Origin of the sequence: Haloarcula marina (assembly GCF_024218775.1) — an archaeon.
GTDB classification, from domain to species: Archaea; Halobacteriota; Halobacteria; order Halobacteriales; family Haloarculaceae; genus Haloarcula; species Haloarcula marina.
In genome coordinates, this window is the sequence record NZ_CP100404.1 from 2,626,583 (window position 1) to 2,641,955 (window position 15,373).

Annotated in this window: 15 protein-coding genes; 8 read left to right on the forward strand and 7 right to left on the reverse strand. The window is 67.6% G+C overall.

Annotated features, from left to right (window positions below; translation table 11 throughout):
- Nucleotides 1-31: 31 nt before the first annotated feature.
- The 3 genes from NJQ44_RS13800 (at nucleotide 32) to NJQ44_RS13810 (ending at nucleotide 1,409) form a co-directional block, all read left to right on the forward strand.
- Entirely contained in the window at nucleotides 32-310 is a 279-nt protein-coding gene (locus tag NJQ44_RS13800) for a 4a-hydroxytetrahydrobiopterin dehydratase (protein ID WP_254271930.1), read from the forward strand.
- A 3-nt stretch (nucleotides 311-313) separates the two neighbouring features.
- Nucleotides 314-703 carry an LWR-salt protein gene (gene lwrS / locus NJQ44_RS13805; RefSeq protein ID WP_254271931.1) on the forward strand — a complete coding sequence of 130 codons (390 nt, stop codon included), beginning with the start codon at nucleotides 314-316 and terminating at the stop codon, nucleotides 701-703.
- Between the two features lie 76 nt (nucleotides 704-779).
- Entirely contained in the window at nucleotides 780-1,409 is a 630-nt protein-coding gene (locus NJQ44_RS13810; protein ID WP_254271932.1) for an HAD family hydrolase, read from the forward strand.
- A 10-nt stretch (nucleotides 1,410-1,419) separates the two neighbouring features.
- Here NJQ44_RS13810 and NJQ44_RS13815 read toward each other — a convergent pair whose 3' ends face one another.
- The 4 genes from NJQ44_RS13815 to NJQ44_RS13830 form a co-directional block, all read right to left on the reverse strand.
- Entirely contained in the window at nucleotides 1,420-3,090 is a 1,671-nt protein-coding gene (locus tag NJQ44_RS13815) for an Ig-like domain-containing protein (protein ID WP_254271933.1), read from the reverse strand.
- Between the two features lie 2 nt (nucleotides 3,091-3,092).
- Entirely contained in the window at nucleotides 3,093-5,243 is a 2,151-nt protein-coding gene (locus tag NJQ44_RS13820; protein ID WP_254271934.1) for a type II secretion system F family protein, read from the reverse strand.
- 1 nt (nucleotide 5,244) lies between these two features.
- Nucleotides 5,245-7,149: a type II/IV secretion system ATPase subunit gene (locus NJQ44_RS13825; RefSeq protein WP_254271935.1), complete on the reverse strand. Its 1,905-nt coding sequence runs from the start codon at nucleotides 7,147-7,149 to the stop codon at nucleotides 5,245-5,247.
- A gap of 303 nt (nucleotides 7,150-7,452) precedes the next feature.
- Nucleotides 7,453-8,382: a molybdopterin-binding protein gene (locus tag NJQ44_RS13830; RefSeq protein ID WP_254271936.1), complete on the reverse strand. Its 930-nt coding sequence runs from the start codon at nucleotides 8,380-8,382 to the stop codon at nucleotides 7,453-7,455.
- A gap of 93 nt (nucleotides 8,383-8,475) precedes the next feature.
- On the opposite strand from NJQ44_RS13830, the gene NJQ44_RS13835 reads away from it, so the two are divergent.
- The 3 genes from NJQ44_RS13835 to NJQ44_RS13845 are packed head-to-tail and all read left to right on the forward strand — an operon-like array spanning nucleotide 8,476 to nucleotide 11,367.
- Nucleotides 8,476-9,249: an E3 ubiquitin ligase family protein gene (locus NJQ44_RS13835; protein ID WP_254271937.1), complete on the forward strand. Its 774-nt coding sequence runs from the start codon at nucleotides 8,476-8,478 to the stop codon at nucleotides 9,247-9,249.
- A gap of 48 nt (nucleotides 9,250-9,297) precedes the next feature.
- Entirely contained in the window at nucleotides 9,298-9,654 is a 357-nt protein-coding gene (locus NJQ44_RS13840; protein ID WP_254271938.1) for an Hsp20/alpha crystallin family protein, read from the forward strand.
- An 18-nt stretch (nucleotides 9,655-9,672) separates the two neighbouring features.
- Entirely contained in the window at nucleotides 9,673-11,367 is a 1,695-nt protein-coding gene (locus NJQ44_RS13845) for an ABC1 kinase family protein (protein ID WP_254271939.1), read from the forward strand.
- On the opposite strand, the gene NJQ44_RS13850 is transcribed toward NJQ44_RS13845, so the two are convergent.
- Genes NJQ44_RS13850 through NJQ44_RS13860 form a run of 3 tightly spaced genes read right to left on the reverse strand, consistent with a single transcriptional unit; the run spans nucleotide 11,364 to nucleotide 14,022 of the window.
- Nucleotides 11,364-11,909 carry a hypothetical protein gene (locus NJQ44_RS13850; protein WP_254271940.1) on the reverse strand — a complete coding sequence of 182 codons (546 nt, stop codon included), beginning with the start codon at nucleotides 11,907-11,909 and terminating at the stop codon, nucleotides 11,364-11,366. The genes NJQ44_RS13845 and NJQ44_RS13850 overlap by 4 nt on opposite strands.
- 3 nt (nucleotides 11,910-11,912) lie before the next feature.
- Complete coding sequence (locus NJQ44_RS13855; RefSeq protein ID WP_254271941.1) at nucleotides 11,913-13,250, reverse strand: NRAMP family divalent metal transporter; 1,338 nt, start codon at nucleotides 13,248-13,250, stop codon at nucleotides 11,913-11,915.
- 1 nt (nucleotide 13,251) lies between these two features.
- A complete protein-coding gene (locus NJQ44_RS13860) occupies nucleotides 13,252-14,022 on the reverse strand; it encodes a phytanoyl-CoA dioxygenase family protein (RefSeq protein ID WP_254271942.1) in 771 nt (256 codons plus the stop codon).
- Between the two features lie 157 nt (nucleotides 14,023-14,179).
- On the opposite strand from NJQ44_RS13860, the gene NJQ44_RS13865 reads away from it, so the two are divergent.
- Both NJQ44_RS13865 and speB read left to right on the forward strand, forming a co-directional pair.
- Entirely contained in the window at nucleotides 14,180-14,560 is a 381-nt protein-coding gene (locus tag NJQ44_RS13865) for a translation initiation factor IF-5A (RefSeq protein WP_254271943.1), read from the forward strand.
- Nucleotides 14,561-14,562: 2 nt separating this feature from the next.
- Nucleotides 14,563-15,366 (forward strand): agmatinase, encoded by an 804-nt coding sequence (gene speB, locus NJQ44_RS13870; RefSeq protein ID WP_254271944.1) that lies wholly within the window; start codon nucleotides 14,563-14,565, stop codon nucleotides 15,364-15,366.
- Nucleotides 15,367-15,373: the final 7 nt, after the last annotated feature.

The window sequence follows — 15,373 nt, forward strand, 5'->3', positions numbered from 1 at the left end:
TGTTTTGCGACTGGCAACCGACGGTTCTCGTATGGCAGACCTGCTCTCTGACGACGAGATAGCCGACCGCCTCCCCGACGGCTGGGACCGCGACGGCGACGAAATCGTCCGCACGTTCGAGTTCGACGCGTATCTGGACGCGTCGGGGTTCCTGAGCGCCGCCGCTGGCCTCGCCGAGGACGCGTGGCACCATCCCGAGATGACCGTTCGCTGGGGGGAAGTCGAGGTGCGACTGACGACCCACGACGCGGGCGGCATCACCGACAACGACATGGAACTGGCCGAGCGACTGAACGGCATCTACGAGTAACGCGTGGCCGACCCGGCCGACGCTCCGGCGCGGTACGTCTTTCGCGTCCGGTTCCGCCTCGACCCGAAATCGGGCCTCGTCGCGGAGCCGAACCGCTTCGAGACGGTGCTGTACCGGGCCGCCGACCCGCCGGGCGAGGACGGGTGGCTGTTCTTCCGGGACAACTGCTGGCGAGGTGACCTCGCCGACGAGGCGCACTTCCGCCGACTGACCGAGGAAGCGCTCGGCGTCCCCGTCGAGTCGGTGTCGTTCAGCGAACTCCAGACCACCGAGGCGTATCTGGCCGACCTGAAGGCCGAAATCGCCGAGAATCTGCCCGAGTTCAACGCCGAGAGCGTGACGGAGGTTCTGCGGAAGTACCTCGGGAGTTCCATCCGCGTAGAAGCAGACTAACGCGAAGTTAGATAGCGCCTACGGCGGTATTAGGGACAGAAAGACTTTACCCGACACTCCCCTACCGTTGTTCCCCATGACCCGAGACTACGACTTCTGGCTGTTCGACCTCGACGGCACGCTCATCGACGTAGAGCCGTCGTATCCGGTGACAGTCATGTCTCGGGTCGGCGACAGACTCGGCCACGGCTTCAGCGAGGAGGAGGCGGCGACGCTGTGGTACGGCGAGGGCGACGCCCGCGCCGACCTGCTGGCGGCGCGGGACATCGACCCCGAAGCGTTCTGGACGGTGTTCCACGAGGAGGAGCGCCCGACTGACCGAGCGAAGGCGGCGTTCCTCTACGAGGACGCAGAGCGGTTCCTCGCCGACCGCACCGAGCCGATGGGCCTCGTGACCCACTGTCAGGACTACCTCACCGGCCCGGTCCTCGAACAGTTGGACATCGCCGACTGGTTCGAGACGGTGGTCTGCTGCGACGACGACATCGGGTGGAAACCGGACCCCGCGCCCGTCCACCGCGCGATGGACGAGATGGGCGTCGGTCACAACGGCCACGCCGGGGTGCTGGTCGGGGACAATCCCAGCGACATCGGCGCGGCGTGGAACGCTGGCTTAGACGGCGTCCACGTCGAGCGCCGGCCGGGCCCGACCGACCGGTGTGTCCGCGGCGACCACCGCGTCACGTCGTTCACGGACCTCGTCTGACCGACCCGACTCACGGAATCTGGACGAAGTAGTTCGCCGACGTGCCATTGTACTCCACGGCGAGGCCGAAGAAGTCCTTGTTCCCGGCGTCGTCGAATTCGAGCGTTATCGTCTCGGGCTGTTTCGACCGCACGACCACGCTCTGGTCGACCGGTTCCCAGTTGCCGAAGCGGAAGAACTGGTCGGCGTCGTCGCCGTTCAGTTTGCCCCAATCCGCCGGTTGACCGCTGTTAGCGGAGTAAAACAGCAGTCGGACGCGGTTCATCTTCCGGTCGACCGACCCGTTGTTGTAGAGGACTACCGAGACGCGGTTCGGTCCCGCGTTCTGGACGGATTCGAGGCGGATGCTCTCGCTGAACCACGGATTGAGTCCCGAGACGTCCTCGTCGGTGTCCTCATCAGTGCCGTCGGTGACCGGGACGGAAAACGTCGTTCGCTCTCGGGCCTCGACGGTCCCGCTCTCGTCGAAATCCCGCTGTGCGGTGACCACGGCCGTCCCCTCGAACCCGCTGTCGGGTGAGAACACCGCCGAGACAGTCCCGGTGCCGTTGCTCGGTTTCGTGAGCGACGCGACGCGGGTCCCGTTCGACAGGCGGAACTCGCCGCCCGTGGCCGTGAACGTCACCCGCCCCGCGGCAGGGTTGTTGTAGCGGTCGCGTATCCGGACGCTCACCCGCGCGGACTCGTCGGCGCGGATGCTCTCGCTCGCGCCCTCCTCGACCGGCGTCACGTAGTGCGGTCCGAGGACCGTGTCGTCCACGTCGCTGCCGACCCCCACGCGGGCCATCCGGAAGCGGTAGCGACCCGGTTCGAGCGTCACCGTGAGCGTGTTGTACGGCGTCCCGTCACTGACCGCGATGCCCGAGACGTGGCCGCCGTTCGCGACCCGTTCGTCCGCGAGAATCGCCTCCCAGTCGCCCGCAGAGAGCGTCGTCGGCAGCGTGAGCGTGATACCGCTCGCCGTGTCGTTCGTCACCGTCAGCGGGCGGGCGGGGCTGGACAGCGGCGTCGTCTCGACGCCGACGGCCCGCGTGCTCGCCGTCGACAACTGGCCGTCCACGAGCAACAGCATCACCTGGTCGCCCTCGATGAAACTGCCCGAGTCGACCGGAACCGTCGCGCCGCTCTGGAACGCGTTGGTGAGCGCATTGTGTTCGTACACCGTCGTCGGCGCGTTCCGGTACTCGTTGTAGTTCGGCCGGTAGCGGAGGACTCGCGTGTCGAACGTCCGGTCGGTCCCGTCCCAGTAGGCCGACGCCGACGGCGCGCGGGCGTTCGACACCGTCACTGTCCCCGGTGCCAGCGTCTCGATGGACCCCGCGCCGACGCCGGGGTTCACGAGGAAGAACCGCGAGGGGTATCGGGCCGCCAACTCGATTTGGGTCGACGCCGGGACGTTCTCCGTCCCGGCCCGCAAGAGCGCCCCGTCGAGCGCCAGCATGTCCTGCTGGACGCGCTGGCTGTGTTCGAACTCCACCTGTTGGTTCTGGGCGGGCACGGCGTTGACCTGCACCAAGACGAGCAAGGAGACCAGCAGGCCGAACATGAGAATCGCGCCGAGGACTTCCGAGACCCCGCGGTCGTCGCGGCGGAGCGACCGCCCGACCGTGGCGAATCGGCGGAGCCACGGCGTCGGGCGACGAGGACGACCGGTCGACGGGGGATGTGGTTTCGGCGTCATTGTCAGATGAGGAGGAACGCGGCGGTCGAGACCAACACCAGCAGGATACCGTACTTCAACCCCCCGAACGCGTTGTTGTCGACGAGTTTGCCAGCCAGCAGACCGGACCCGAACGCTTGGATGATCGCGGAGTGGAAAAAGAGCGTCTCGTAGGCCGACACCGGCAGGTTCGAGATGCTTATCGGCGCTTCCACGTCGACTCCGGTGGCCGCGCCGGACGCCTCGGCGACCGGTTGGAGGTAACTCCGGGTGAGCATCGTCACCACCAGCAGGTACACCAGAAAGCCGATTATCACGACTGCCACGTACGAACTGAGTTCGCGGCGGCGCTGTTGCTCGATTCTGAAGCGGTTTCGCGTGTCGTCGGCGGCGATGCTGAGGACGCGCGCGAGGTCGCTGCTCGACCGCATCCCCTCGGCGATGAGTTTCATCGCCCGCGAGAGTTGCGGGACGCGCAGTCGGTCGGCGAACGCCCGGAGCGCCCGTGAGGTGTCGTGGTTCCACTCGATGTCGTTGCGGACCTTTCGGAGTTCCCGCTCGATGGGGCCGCTCGACCACTTCGCGACCAGTCCGAGGGCTTCGGTCGTGGGGACGCCCATCTTGTTCGCGCTCGACAGCGCGTTCATCGTATCGGGGAACTGCCTGGCGATGTGGCGTTCGCGGCGGGTCTTGCGCTCGACGAACAGCGACAGCGGGACCGTGAGGAGGAACATCGGCACGACGACCAACCACAGCGTCGCCCGCCGCGGGGCCGCGAGAAACGCGTCTCGGGAGAGTTCGAACGTCCCCGTGGTCACGGTGGCGGCCACCCACAGCGCGGCCAGTGGGACGGTCACCAACAGCGTCAGCGGCGGCGACCGGTCGAAGACGGCGAAGGGCGATTCGAGGGACGAGCGGAGGTACTGTCGGCGGCGGTGACGGAGATAGGCGGTCCGTTGGGCGGCTATCCGCGCTTCCTCGTCGGGTTCGTCGTCGTAGCCGTCCAGTTCGAGGACGGCGCTCACGTCGGCCCACACGCGCTCCGCGGCCGCGAGGATACCGTCGCGGACGACGAGGACCATGAGTCGACCGACGCCGTCGGTCGTCACGTGGTGTCGCTCTTCGAGGGTGACGGCCGCCTGCGTGAACGGCGAGGACAACGCGTCGAGCAAGACGAGGAAGGCGAGCATCGCCAGCGGCAACACCGCGTAGACGAGCGCCGTCACCTGCGCGAGCGTCTGCGCGCCGAGCAGACTCATCACGATGAGGATGACGATGAGAAAGAGGGGTGCGGCGACGAACAACACGACGAACACCTCGCTCAACAGCGACAGCGTCTCGATGAACGCCGTCTGCTCGTCGCGGGCCTCTTCGAGGTACGTGTCTGTCTGGTCTTCGAGGAAGACGGTCACGTCCCCGCCCGCGTCGAGGACGCTCAGCAGGTCGTCGACGAACTGTTCGAGGTTGTCGCTGGGCGCGAGGTTCCGGGCGTTCTGGAGCGCCGTGTAGAGGTCGTTGCCGAACAGGTCCACGTCCCGGACCACCATCTGGAACTCGTTTGCCACCTCGCCGTAGGTGTCCTGTGACTCCCCGAGGACTTTGATGACCTCGACGATGTCCATCCCGCCGTAGGAGAGGGCGTACATGAACGTGATGGCGTGCGGGAGCGTCACGTCGATGTTCCGGCGGCGGGTGCCGACGACCGAACGGGGGTAGTAGTACCGCGCGTACCACGTCCCAGCGGCGAACAGCACCGCGGTGACGATGGTGACCGCCGCGCCCGCGAACAGCACCCTGTTGGCCCCGAGATACGCCGTCACCCCACCGCGGACCGAGAGCGGGTTCGACAGCGATGCGATGACCCCCGCCTCGACGAGTGCGGTGGTCGTCACGATACCGACGACGACGCCGAACACCGCCGCGGCGATGGCGTACAGCGCGCTCCGTTCGAGGTAGGCGTCGTAGTTCGTTCCGAACCGGGCCTGATTCAGCCATCGCTGGAGGTCCTGATACCGCTTCGGTCGGAGGCGGTAGTAGCTTCGGAGGCGCCCGTACTGACGGCGGAACTCGTCGCTATCCTCGGGCTTGACCGCCTCGGCGTCGCGGTGCTGTCGGAACCCCACGTCGGTCTGTTCCCGTCGCCGGTCGTCGCGGCGGTACTCGTCGGCCCCCATCTCACTGGTCCTCGATGAGCGTCCGGAGGTCGATACTCATCGACTCTAGGTCCTCGACGTCGGGGCCGCGGTCCCGGAGGTACGACGCGGTGAGCGCCCCGCCCTCCAGTCGACGCATCGTCCCCTCGCGGTCCTTATCGAACAGTTGAATCGCCGCGGAGACTTCCGCGTAGCCGTTGATGCCCGCGTCGGCGAGGTACTGGAGGAGGCGCGTCCGGTCGCCGAGTTGGCGGTCGAGTTCCGCGTCGGACCACCCGCGGTCGGCCGCGATGTCCGCGAGCAGTTCCGAGGAGGCGACCCGTTCGTGGGCGTCCGTCTGCGAGTCGCGCTGGAACACCCGCTTGGTCCGCACGTCGTTGGCGTCGTACTCCTGTGGCAGCACCTCCGCGACGGCGTGGTTCCGCCGCACTCGCTTGTCGTCGAGGTAGGTCTGTCGCTGGACGGAGATGATGTCCAAGTCCTGTAGCATCTGCGTCGGGACGGTGAGCGGCGGGTTCTGCATCCGCGAGATGACCGTCTCGACGGAGTCGGCGTGGAACGTCGTGTACGCGGTGTGGCCCGTCGACATGGCTTGGAAGAACGTCAGCGCGACGTTCTGCTCGGTCCGAATCTCGCCGACCAGCAGGTACTCCGGCCGCTGTCGCAACGCCGCCTTGAGCAGGCTGTACATGCTTATCTCGCCGCGCCCCTCCGCGGTCAGGGCGCTCCGGGTGACGCTCTGAATCCAGTTCTCGTGGGGCAGGTCTATCTCGCGGGTGTCCTCGATGGAGACGATTTTGCTCGCGGGCGGGATGAAAAACGAGATGGCGTTCATGCTCGACGTCTTTCCCGACCCGGTTCCGCCAGCGAAGACGAGCGACTTGTTGTTCTGGATGGCGATCCAGAAGTACGCCATCATCTCGGCGGAGAAGGTGTTCCAGCGAACGAGGTCGACCGGGGTGAAGGGGATGTCCGCGAACTTCCGGATGGTGAAGTTGGACCCGCGACTGCTGATGTCGCCGCCGAGGGTTATCTGCACCCGCGACCCGTTCGGGAGCGACGCGTCGACCAGCGGACTGGAGACGGTGAGTTGCTTGCCCGCCCGCTGGGCCATCCGCGAGGTAAAGGAGTCGAGCGACTCCCGCGCGAAGGTGACGTTCGACTTCAGGTCGCGGTACTCGCGGTGGTAGACGAACACGGGCACGTCCGTCCCGTCACAGGAGATGTCCTCGACGGCCGGGTCCCGCATAATCGGGTCGATGGGGCCGTAGTCGATGAAGTCCCGAATCAGGTAGTACAGCAGTTTGTGGAGACTGCCCTTCTCGACGGTCGCCGCGTTGTCGAGAATCATCGCCGTCGCCTCGCGTTCGAACAGGTCGCGGCGCTCGGTGTCGCCGTCGAACTCCTTGTACATCAGTTGGTTCCGGAGGAGTTCGACCAGGTCCCGCCGGACGTACTGCTCGAAGTTGTTCATCGTCGGTTCGACGCCGAGATAGCGGCGTTCCATCTCGGACTCGTCGTAGACCACCGCGACGAACGCGTACGGTTCGTTCACCCACCGATACTCCAGCACCTCGTAGGTGTCGAGGAACGAGAAGTCGAAGAAGCGGGTCGCGACGAACTCGCCCGACGGCGCGTCGGTGAACAGGTCGTCGCCGCGGGCCGCGAAGTACTCGTCCACGTCGGCGAGAACGTCGGTGACGAGCGGGTCCTCCCACGGGACGATGTCCGTCGCCGGACGGTCGCCGTTCAGGTCCTCGGCGTCGATATCGAGTACGTCGGTGAGGAGGTCGGCGTCGTCTGCGTCGGCATCTCGCCGGTCGGAGACGCCGGAGCGCTCGGCGGCGCGGCGTTCGAACAGCCCAGTCGGGGCGTCGCTGTCTCTGTCGCGGTCTGATAGGGGGTCGTCGGATTCGTGGTCGTCCATCGGCACAGGTCTCCGGGGCCGGAGGGCCGTCCTGCCAGCTGGTGGTCGCAAGCGGTCGCACGCGATGTCCGTCTGGAGACACGCGGCGATGCTGGTCGACAACCCGGTAGCCGTCGACACCCCCCAAACGGTATCGGTCTGCTGTTTCGAGCGCCGCGCTCGGTCGGTTCGCCCCGTCCGTGGAGCAATTGGTACCTACCCGCGATAAGCGGGATATTACCCGTACAAGGATGTGGTACGTAATAAACTATATCGCTCGCGCAATGTTTCGGGGTCGGCGCGGCGCGCGCTCGTCGACCGGGGCTACGGTAGATAGTCCCAGTCTTCCACGGCCACCGTCTCTCCGGCGACGAGTGCGTCGGTCCCTTCGGGGACGGTCACCCACCCGTCGGCGCGCGTCGCCGTCCCGATGTCAGTCCCGGAGAGCGGCGTCGCCGCGTCGTCGTCGAGGGCGACGGGTACGTAGGTTATCGGGTCGGCGTCGACCTCGGCCCCCGCGACCAGCGTCGCCGTCGTCGTCGGGTGGTCGGTAAGCGGCGCGTCGGCGAACGCCTTCAACAGGGGCCGCAGGAGTTGCACCGCACCGACGCGGGCGGCCACGGGCGAGGACGGCAAGAGTATCACCGGGCGGTTCTCGACGACGGCCAGTCCCGTCTTCCGGCCTGGCGAGATAGCGACTCGGTCGGCGAACACGTCCCCGAGGTCACGGACCACGTCTCGGAGGGTGTCGCCGGGGTCCGTCCCCGTCACGACGATGGCGTCCCGCGTCAGGTCCCGCTGGACGGCCATCCGGAGCGACGGGGTCTCGTCCTCGACCACGTCTCGATACGTGACTTTGCCGCCCCAGCGGTCGACGTACTGCGCGAGGGTGAACCCCGCCGTCTCGATGCGCTGGTCCGGCCCGGCGTCGTGTTGGACGAGTTCGTCGCCCGTCGGGACGATGCCCACCTGCGGGCGCTGGCGGACCAACAGTTCGTTGACGCCAGCGGCTTTCAACAGGCCCACGTCGGCGGGCCGGAGTTGGTGACCGCGCTCGAACACCGGTTCGTCCGCGTCGATGGCCGCCCCGGGAACTCGTTCGTTGGCCGTCGCGTCCGTCGCCAACACGCGCCCGACGGCGACCGAGAGCGGGATGCGGTCGGTGCGGTCGACGGGGACGGCGTAACTCCCCAGTTGTCGGCGGGCGGTCTCCAGACTGCACTCGTCGGTATCCGTCGGCGAAGCCCCGGCCATACCGCCGGTTGGGACTGGCGAGGCAAAAGTCCCAGAGTCCGCACGCCCGACACCCTGAATCCTTATGGCTCGTCCACGTCCCAGTCGATTTACATGGTCCTCGCGCAGGTAGTCGCGCTCGCTTTCCTCGCCGTCGGCGGGTTCCTCCTCGTGACCGGCGGCCGCGAACTCAAGACGGTGTTCCACATCCTCAGAAACGACCCGCTCCCGGTCCGCGAACTGGACGGCCACACCGGCCCGGTCGAAATCGTCGGGACGGCCGGCGAAGGCGACGACGGGACCGTCACCGCACCGTTCACCGGGTCACGGTGTCTCGCCTACACCTACGAAGTCGAAGAACTGCGCTCCTCGGGCAAGAGTTCGTCGTGGCACACGCTCGATTCGGGGACGGGCGGCGTCGACTTCGTCGTCGACGACGGCACCGACCGCGTCCGCGTCGACCCGACGGGGGCCGACATCCACTTCGAATCCCATACCGTGACGGTCCCGCCCGGAACCGAACTGCCGGACAGACTGGCGGAGTACGTCGCCTCGACGGACGAGGTCGACGCCCAAGACAGGACCGTGAACCTCCTCGTCACCGAACTCTCCATCGGCAATAAACAGCGGTTCACCGAGCGCCGCCTCGACGTGGGCGAAGACGTGTACGTCTACGGGTCGGCCCGGCGGGGCCCGCCCACCGAGTGGGGGAGCGGCCTCGTCGACGCCGTCGTCGGCGGCGGCGAGGGGACGCCCGTGTTCGTCATCTCGGATACGACCGAGCGCGGGACCGCGTGGCGCATCGCTCGCGGGGGCCTGTGGCGGGCGGGAATCGGCGTCGTCCTCCTCGTCTTCGCCCTCGTCTTCGTCGCGCCGGTCGTGCTGTAACTGGCCGATACCGCCGGGTTTAACGCACCGCGACCCCTACCTGTGATCATGTCAGCGCTGCGTGAGGCGTTACGTGACCTCCCCGACGCCGTGTTCGCGGACGTACTCGAATCCGAGGAGGCGTACCTCCTCGTGCTGGACCTACCGGGCGTGACGACGGAGACACTCGACGTGAGCGTCGAGGGCGGCCGCCTCGTCATCGAAGGACAGCGCAGCAAGGACGTTCCCCGCGAGTTCCGCTTCGTCCGCGAGGACCGCTCCGTCTTCCTCGACGCGGAACTCCCCCTCCCGCCGGACGCGACGGGACAGGGTGCCGAAGGGACGGTCGAGCGCGGCGTCCTCGAACTCACCCTCCCCAAAGCCAGCGCCGCGCCGAGCACCACAATCCCCATCGACGAGGCCTGACCTCGGGGTGCCCTGCCGGTGAACTTCCGCGCCTACTGGCGGTTCCTGGTCGTCGCGCGCCAGTTCCTGCCGCTGTTGCTCGCCTACGCCCGCGACAGGAACCGGTTTCTCCTGTTCGGGTCGTCGCGACAGGTGACGAGCGAACAGCGCCGTGAGCGCGCCACCGCGCTGATGGACTCGCTGTTGACCCTCGGCCCGACGTTCATCAAACTCGGGCAGTTGCTGTCGACGCGGCCGGACATCCTCCCGCCGGAGTACATCGACGAGTTCTCGAAACTGCAGGACCGCGTGCCGCCCGCCGACTGGGAGGACGCGCGACAGGTACTCGAAAGCGAACTCGGGTCGGTCGACGAGCGGTTCGCCACGTTCGACACCGAAGCCATCAGCGGGGCCTCCCTCGGACAGGTGTACCGGGCCGAAGTCGACGGCGAGACCGTCGCGGTGAAGGTCCGGCGGCCCGGCATCGAGGACCTCGTGGAGGCGGACCTGCGGGTCATCCGCTGGTCGCTCCCGCTCATCATGTACTTCGTCGGGGAGACTCGCTCCTTTTCGTTGGAGACGCTGGCCGACGAGTTCTCGAAGACCATCCGCGAGGAGATGGACTACGAGCGAGAGGCGCGGATGCTCGCCGAGATTCGCGGGAACTTCGTCGGCAACGACCGCATCCGCATCCCCGCCGTCGTCGACAGCCACTCCACCCAGCGCGTCCTGACGATGGAGTACGTTCCGGGGACGAAGATAAACGACATCGAGGACTTGGACGAACGCGGCTTCGACCGCACCCAACTCGCGGAGACGCTCCAGAACGCGTACCTCCAGATGATTATCGACGACGGCGTCTTCCACGCCGACCCCCATCCCGGGAACCTCGCCGTGCAGGACGACGGCAAACTCGTCTTCTACGACTTCGGGATGTCCGGCCGGGTCGACCCGTTCGTCCAGGAGAAAATCGTCGACTTCTACGCCGCCGTCGCCGACCAGAACATCGACGCCATTCTCGACGCCCTCATCGAGATGGGGACCCTGAGTCCCGAGGCCGACCGGCAGGTGATGGGCGACGTGATGGAACTGGCCATCGCCGACGCCCGCGGCGAGGACATCGAGCAGTACCGCGTCCAGCAGATAATACAGCAGGTCGAAGACACCATCTACGAGTTCCCGCTCCGCCTGCCGTCGAACCTCGCCCTCGTCCTGCGCGTGGCGACGGTGGTGGAGGGCGTCTGTGTCACCTTAGACCCAGAGTTCGACTTCATCTCCGTGGCGACGACGTACCTCCGCGAGGAGGGGTTCATCGCCGCTGGCGTCCGCAACTACGTCGAGGACCGCGCGACCGAGGTGCAGGACGCCGCCACCTCGGCCGTGCGCATCCCGCCGAAACTCGAATCCGTTCTCGACAGGGTCGAACGGGAGGACCTGCAAGTCCGGGCGGACATCGAGGACTCCGACCGCCTGCTGGCGACGATGACCAAGCGGCTGATTCTGGGCATGATGCTCGCGAGTACCATCTTCTCCACGGCGTTCCTCTACGCCGAGGCGACGCCGGTAATCGCGGCCGTCACCGGCGCGTTCGTCCTCGTCCTGGCGGGGGCGCTGTGGTGGTCGTTCCGCAAGAGGAAGGGCCTGCGAGCGAAACCGCAGTTCACCCGACAGAGCATGCGCGACCGCCAGGAGAGTCCGGGCGGACTCGCGACATCCTTCGACGACGAGAACTAGCGTTCGAGGACCCGGTCGGCCCACGCTCGGAGGCGGTCGAGCGCCGCGCGTTCGTTCGCCGACACTGGATTGTCCGCGCCGAGTTCGTCGCTCTCGAAGGCGTTCACGACCGCGGCGTCGGCCCGGTCGCAGTACGCTGTCAGTCGCTCCGTTTTCTCGGGGGCCGCCTGGAGTGCGATAGTGGCGTCGTTGACGAAGACGGCCGCCGGGTCCGCCGGAGCCGAATCGAGCGCGTCGAACGCCGCGCTCGCGTTCGCTTCCGCGAGTTCGAGCGCCTCGGCGTCCGTCTCGCCCTCGGAACGCGGTGCGTGGGCGTCCACGACAACGTGGTACGCCGCGTCCGGAACCGTCGTGAACTGGGTCAGCGGCCCGCCCAGCACGACGCCGTCGCGTTCGACGGTCGGCGCGAAGTCGAGGACGACGCAGCCATCGGGACCGTGTCGCTCGACCCACGCGTCGAGCGCCGCCGCCGTCAGCCGCGTCTTCCCGGTGTTCGAGGGACCGACGACCAGCGTCGCGCCGTCGAGGGGCGGAACAGTCATCGCTCAGTCGGCCGCCACCGCTCGCTCGGGGTCGTCGGCCAGCCAGTTTCTGACCGTGAGGCCGAGGAGACCGAGCATGGCGGCGGCGAGGACGGCGGCGAAGGCGAGAATCGCCAGCGAGACGGGGTCGGCGACGCCGCCCGCCGCCACGCGCTGGACCCACTGTCCGGCGACGACGGTGCTGATACCGACCAGCAGGACGCCGCCGACGTTTTCCAGCGGGGAGTTCGTCTGCGGGACGGCGGTCGGGTCGTTGAGGAGATAGAGGACGAGCAACAGCACGAACGGCGTCCCGACGAACCCGACGGCGAGCGCCTGAATCAGCAGTCCGAACACCGCGCCGGGCACGAACACGCCGAGGACGCTGACCAAGGCGAACGCGGCGATGGCGGCACGGTAGCGCGAGTCGTCGGTGTCCTGTTCCCACCCCATCTTGTCGGCGATGAGGTACGGCGGGACGACGGTGTTGCCGCCGAGTGTCGTCACGGCCGCGCCCCACAGACCCAACAGGAACAGCCACTTCGCGTTCGACCCGACGAGGGGGCCGAGCGCCGTGGCCGCGCCGACGGCCCCGAGACTCGGGTCGCTGAGGACCGAGGCGGCGACGAGGAAGATGGCGAGGCTGGCGACGCCGAAGGCGACGAGCATCGACGCGCCCACGTCGAAGCGTGCGAGCGCCGAGTCGTCGGTTGTCCAGCCACGCGCCCGCATCGTGTACGACTGCATCGTCACCAGCGCGATGTGGACCGCGCCGCCGAGGATACCGGCGGCGAGTAGCGCCCCCTCGACGCCCGCCGGGACGGTGGGAACGAGGCCCGCGGCGGCCGCGCCGTAGTCGATGGGGACGACGAACAGCGAGGCGACGAACAGGAGGACGACGAGCGACACCAGCACCTTCGCGCCGCGTTCGGCGTACTCGTAGCCACCGCCAGCGAGGCCGACGGCCAGCACGACGCCCCAGATACCCGCCCAGGTGACCGGGGTGAGGCCCGCGACTTCCGCGGAGACGGCCGCGAGCGTCTTCATGATGACCAGTTGGGCCAGTCCGGCGGCGACGACGGCGTCGGCGACCAGCAGCCACGCCCACGCCTCGCCGAGGTTGTCCTCGACGACGGCGACGATACCCGCCTCGGTCAGCAGGCCGAGGCGCATCGCGAGGTACTGTGCCGTCGCGCCCATCACCGCCGAGAGGACGACGACCCACAGGAGCGTGTAGTCGAAACTCGCGCCCGCAGTGACGAGCGCGCCAATCGTCGCCGGACCGGTGGCGATAGCGCCCGCGAGCCAGGTCGGCCCCATCTCGGAGAGGCGCGATCGGAGACCCGCGTCCGTGGTCGCCATCTCAGACGCACCCCCGGAACGAGTCGCCGGTCACGTCGTAGCTGTCGACCCACTCCGGCGGGTTCTGGTCGGTGAAGCGCGAGCGACTGCGCATGTACGCCGCGATGAACGCCCGCCGCCAGTCCTCGGTCTCGTTGGGCGCGGTGTAGTGGGGGAGCAGGCAGTGCTGGAAGAGCACGTCGCCGGGTTCCATCGGTAACGCGACGGCGTCTTCGGGCGTGTAGTCGGCCTCCGAGATGGCGATGTCCGTGTCGTACTCGACGGCCTCGTGACCCAGCAAACCGTCCGTGTGCGCGCCCGGAACCACCTGCATACAGCCGTTCTCGGTCGTCGACTGGTCGAGCGCGACCCAGACGGTGACGTGGTCCATCGGGTGAATCGGGTAGTAGGCGGCGTCTTGGTGGAACTTCTTCTCGCTGCCGACGCGGGGCGGTTTCAGCATCGCCGCGCTCCGCAGGAGGTGGAGGTTCGGCCCCTGCAACTGCCGGACCACGTCGACGATGGCCTCGTCGCGGACCAACTCGGCGAACACGTCGTCCTCGCGGACCATCCCGACGCCCTCGAACTTCCGGACCGGGTCGGCGTCGCCCAAGGCCGCGTCCTCGGCGTCCGGTTCGAGCATCCGCTCGAACTGGGTCGCGTCGCGGTCGTTCCGGACGTACGCGTCGATTCGCTCAGTGACGGCCTCGACCGTCGCACCGTCGAGGCAGTCCTCGACGACGACGTAGCCGTCCCGCTGGTACTGTTCGAACTGTTCGTCGGTGAGTGGCATACCACTTGGTGCTATTCGCGAGTAATAAGCACTTCTAACTCGCGCTGTGGCCGCGGAATCACCGACGAGCGACCGACGTACGGGCCGTTCCGGTCGGCCTGCCCTCGGACTGCGCCATTCCAAACCGTTTATACTGCAACAGGGGTAACGCGGCGGTATGGCAAGAGAGCAGACTGAAGTTCGCGAACTCGACGAAGGGAGCTACGTCATGATAGAGGACGCGCCGTGTAAAATCGACTCCTACAGCACGGCCAAGCCCGGCAAGCACGGCAGCGCCAAGGCCCGTATCGACGCCCGGGGCGTCTTCGACGACAAGAAGCGGTCGCTCTCCCAACCCGTCGACGCGAAGATTTGGGTCCCCATCATCACGCGAAAGCAGGGGCAGGTCGTCTCCACCGACGGCGACGACGCGCAGGTCATGGACCTCGACACCTACGAGACGTTCACGATGCTGATGCCCGACGACGTGGCCCTCGAACCCGACGACGAAATCGAATACCTCGAGTACGAGGAACAGCGCAAGATCACCCGCACGTAACGATGTTCCCCGGTGCGGTCGCCGACCGCCGCGAGGCCGCCTACGCTCTCGTGGGAGCGCCGCTGGACGCCTCGACCTCTTTTCGTCCCGGCGCTCGTTTCGGCCCGCGCCGCGTTCGCGAGTTCGGCGAGCAGTTCGACGACTACGACCACCGCACCGACCAGCACTTCACCGAGTTGTCGGTGTACGACCACGGCGACGTGGGGCCGACGGCCGACACGGGCGAGTACCTGACCTTCCTCGAAAGCCTGTTCCGGGAGTTCGACGGCGACGGCGCGACGCCGTTACTGGTCGGCGGCGAACACACCGTCACCGTCGCCGCCGTCCGCGCCCTCGACCCCGACGTGTTCGTCTGCCTGGACGCCCATCTCGATTTACGAGAGTCCTACGCGGGCGACGAGCGCTCCCACGCGACGGTAACCCACCACGTGCTGTCGGTGGCCGACCGCGCCGTCGTCCTCGGGGCACGGACCGGAAGCGAGGCAGAGTGGGAGCGCGCCTCGGAGACGGACGTGACGGTCGTTCCCCCCGAGGACGTGGCCGACTGGACGCCGGACTTCGGCGACGAACGCGCCTATCTCTCGGTGGACATCGACGCCGCCGACCCCGGGTTCGCGCCGGGGACCGGGACGCCCGAACCGTTCGGCCTCGCGCCCCGGGAGATGCGCGACGTGGTCCGGTCGGTCGCACCCCACGCCGTCGGGTTCGACGCCGTCGAGGTGAACGACCGGGACGACGGCCAAGCGGCGACGCTTGCGGCGAAACTCCTGCGGGCGTTCGCCTTTGCCCACGCCGCCGAGTCGTAGCCCCGGG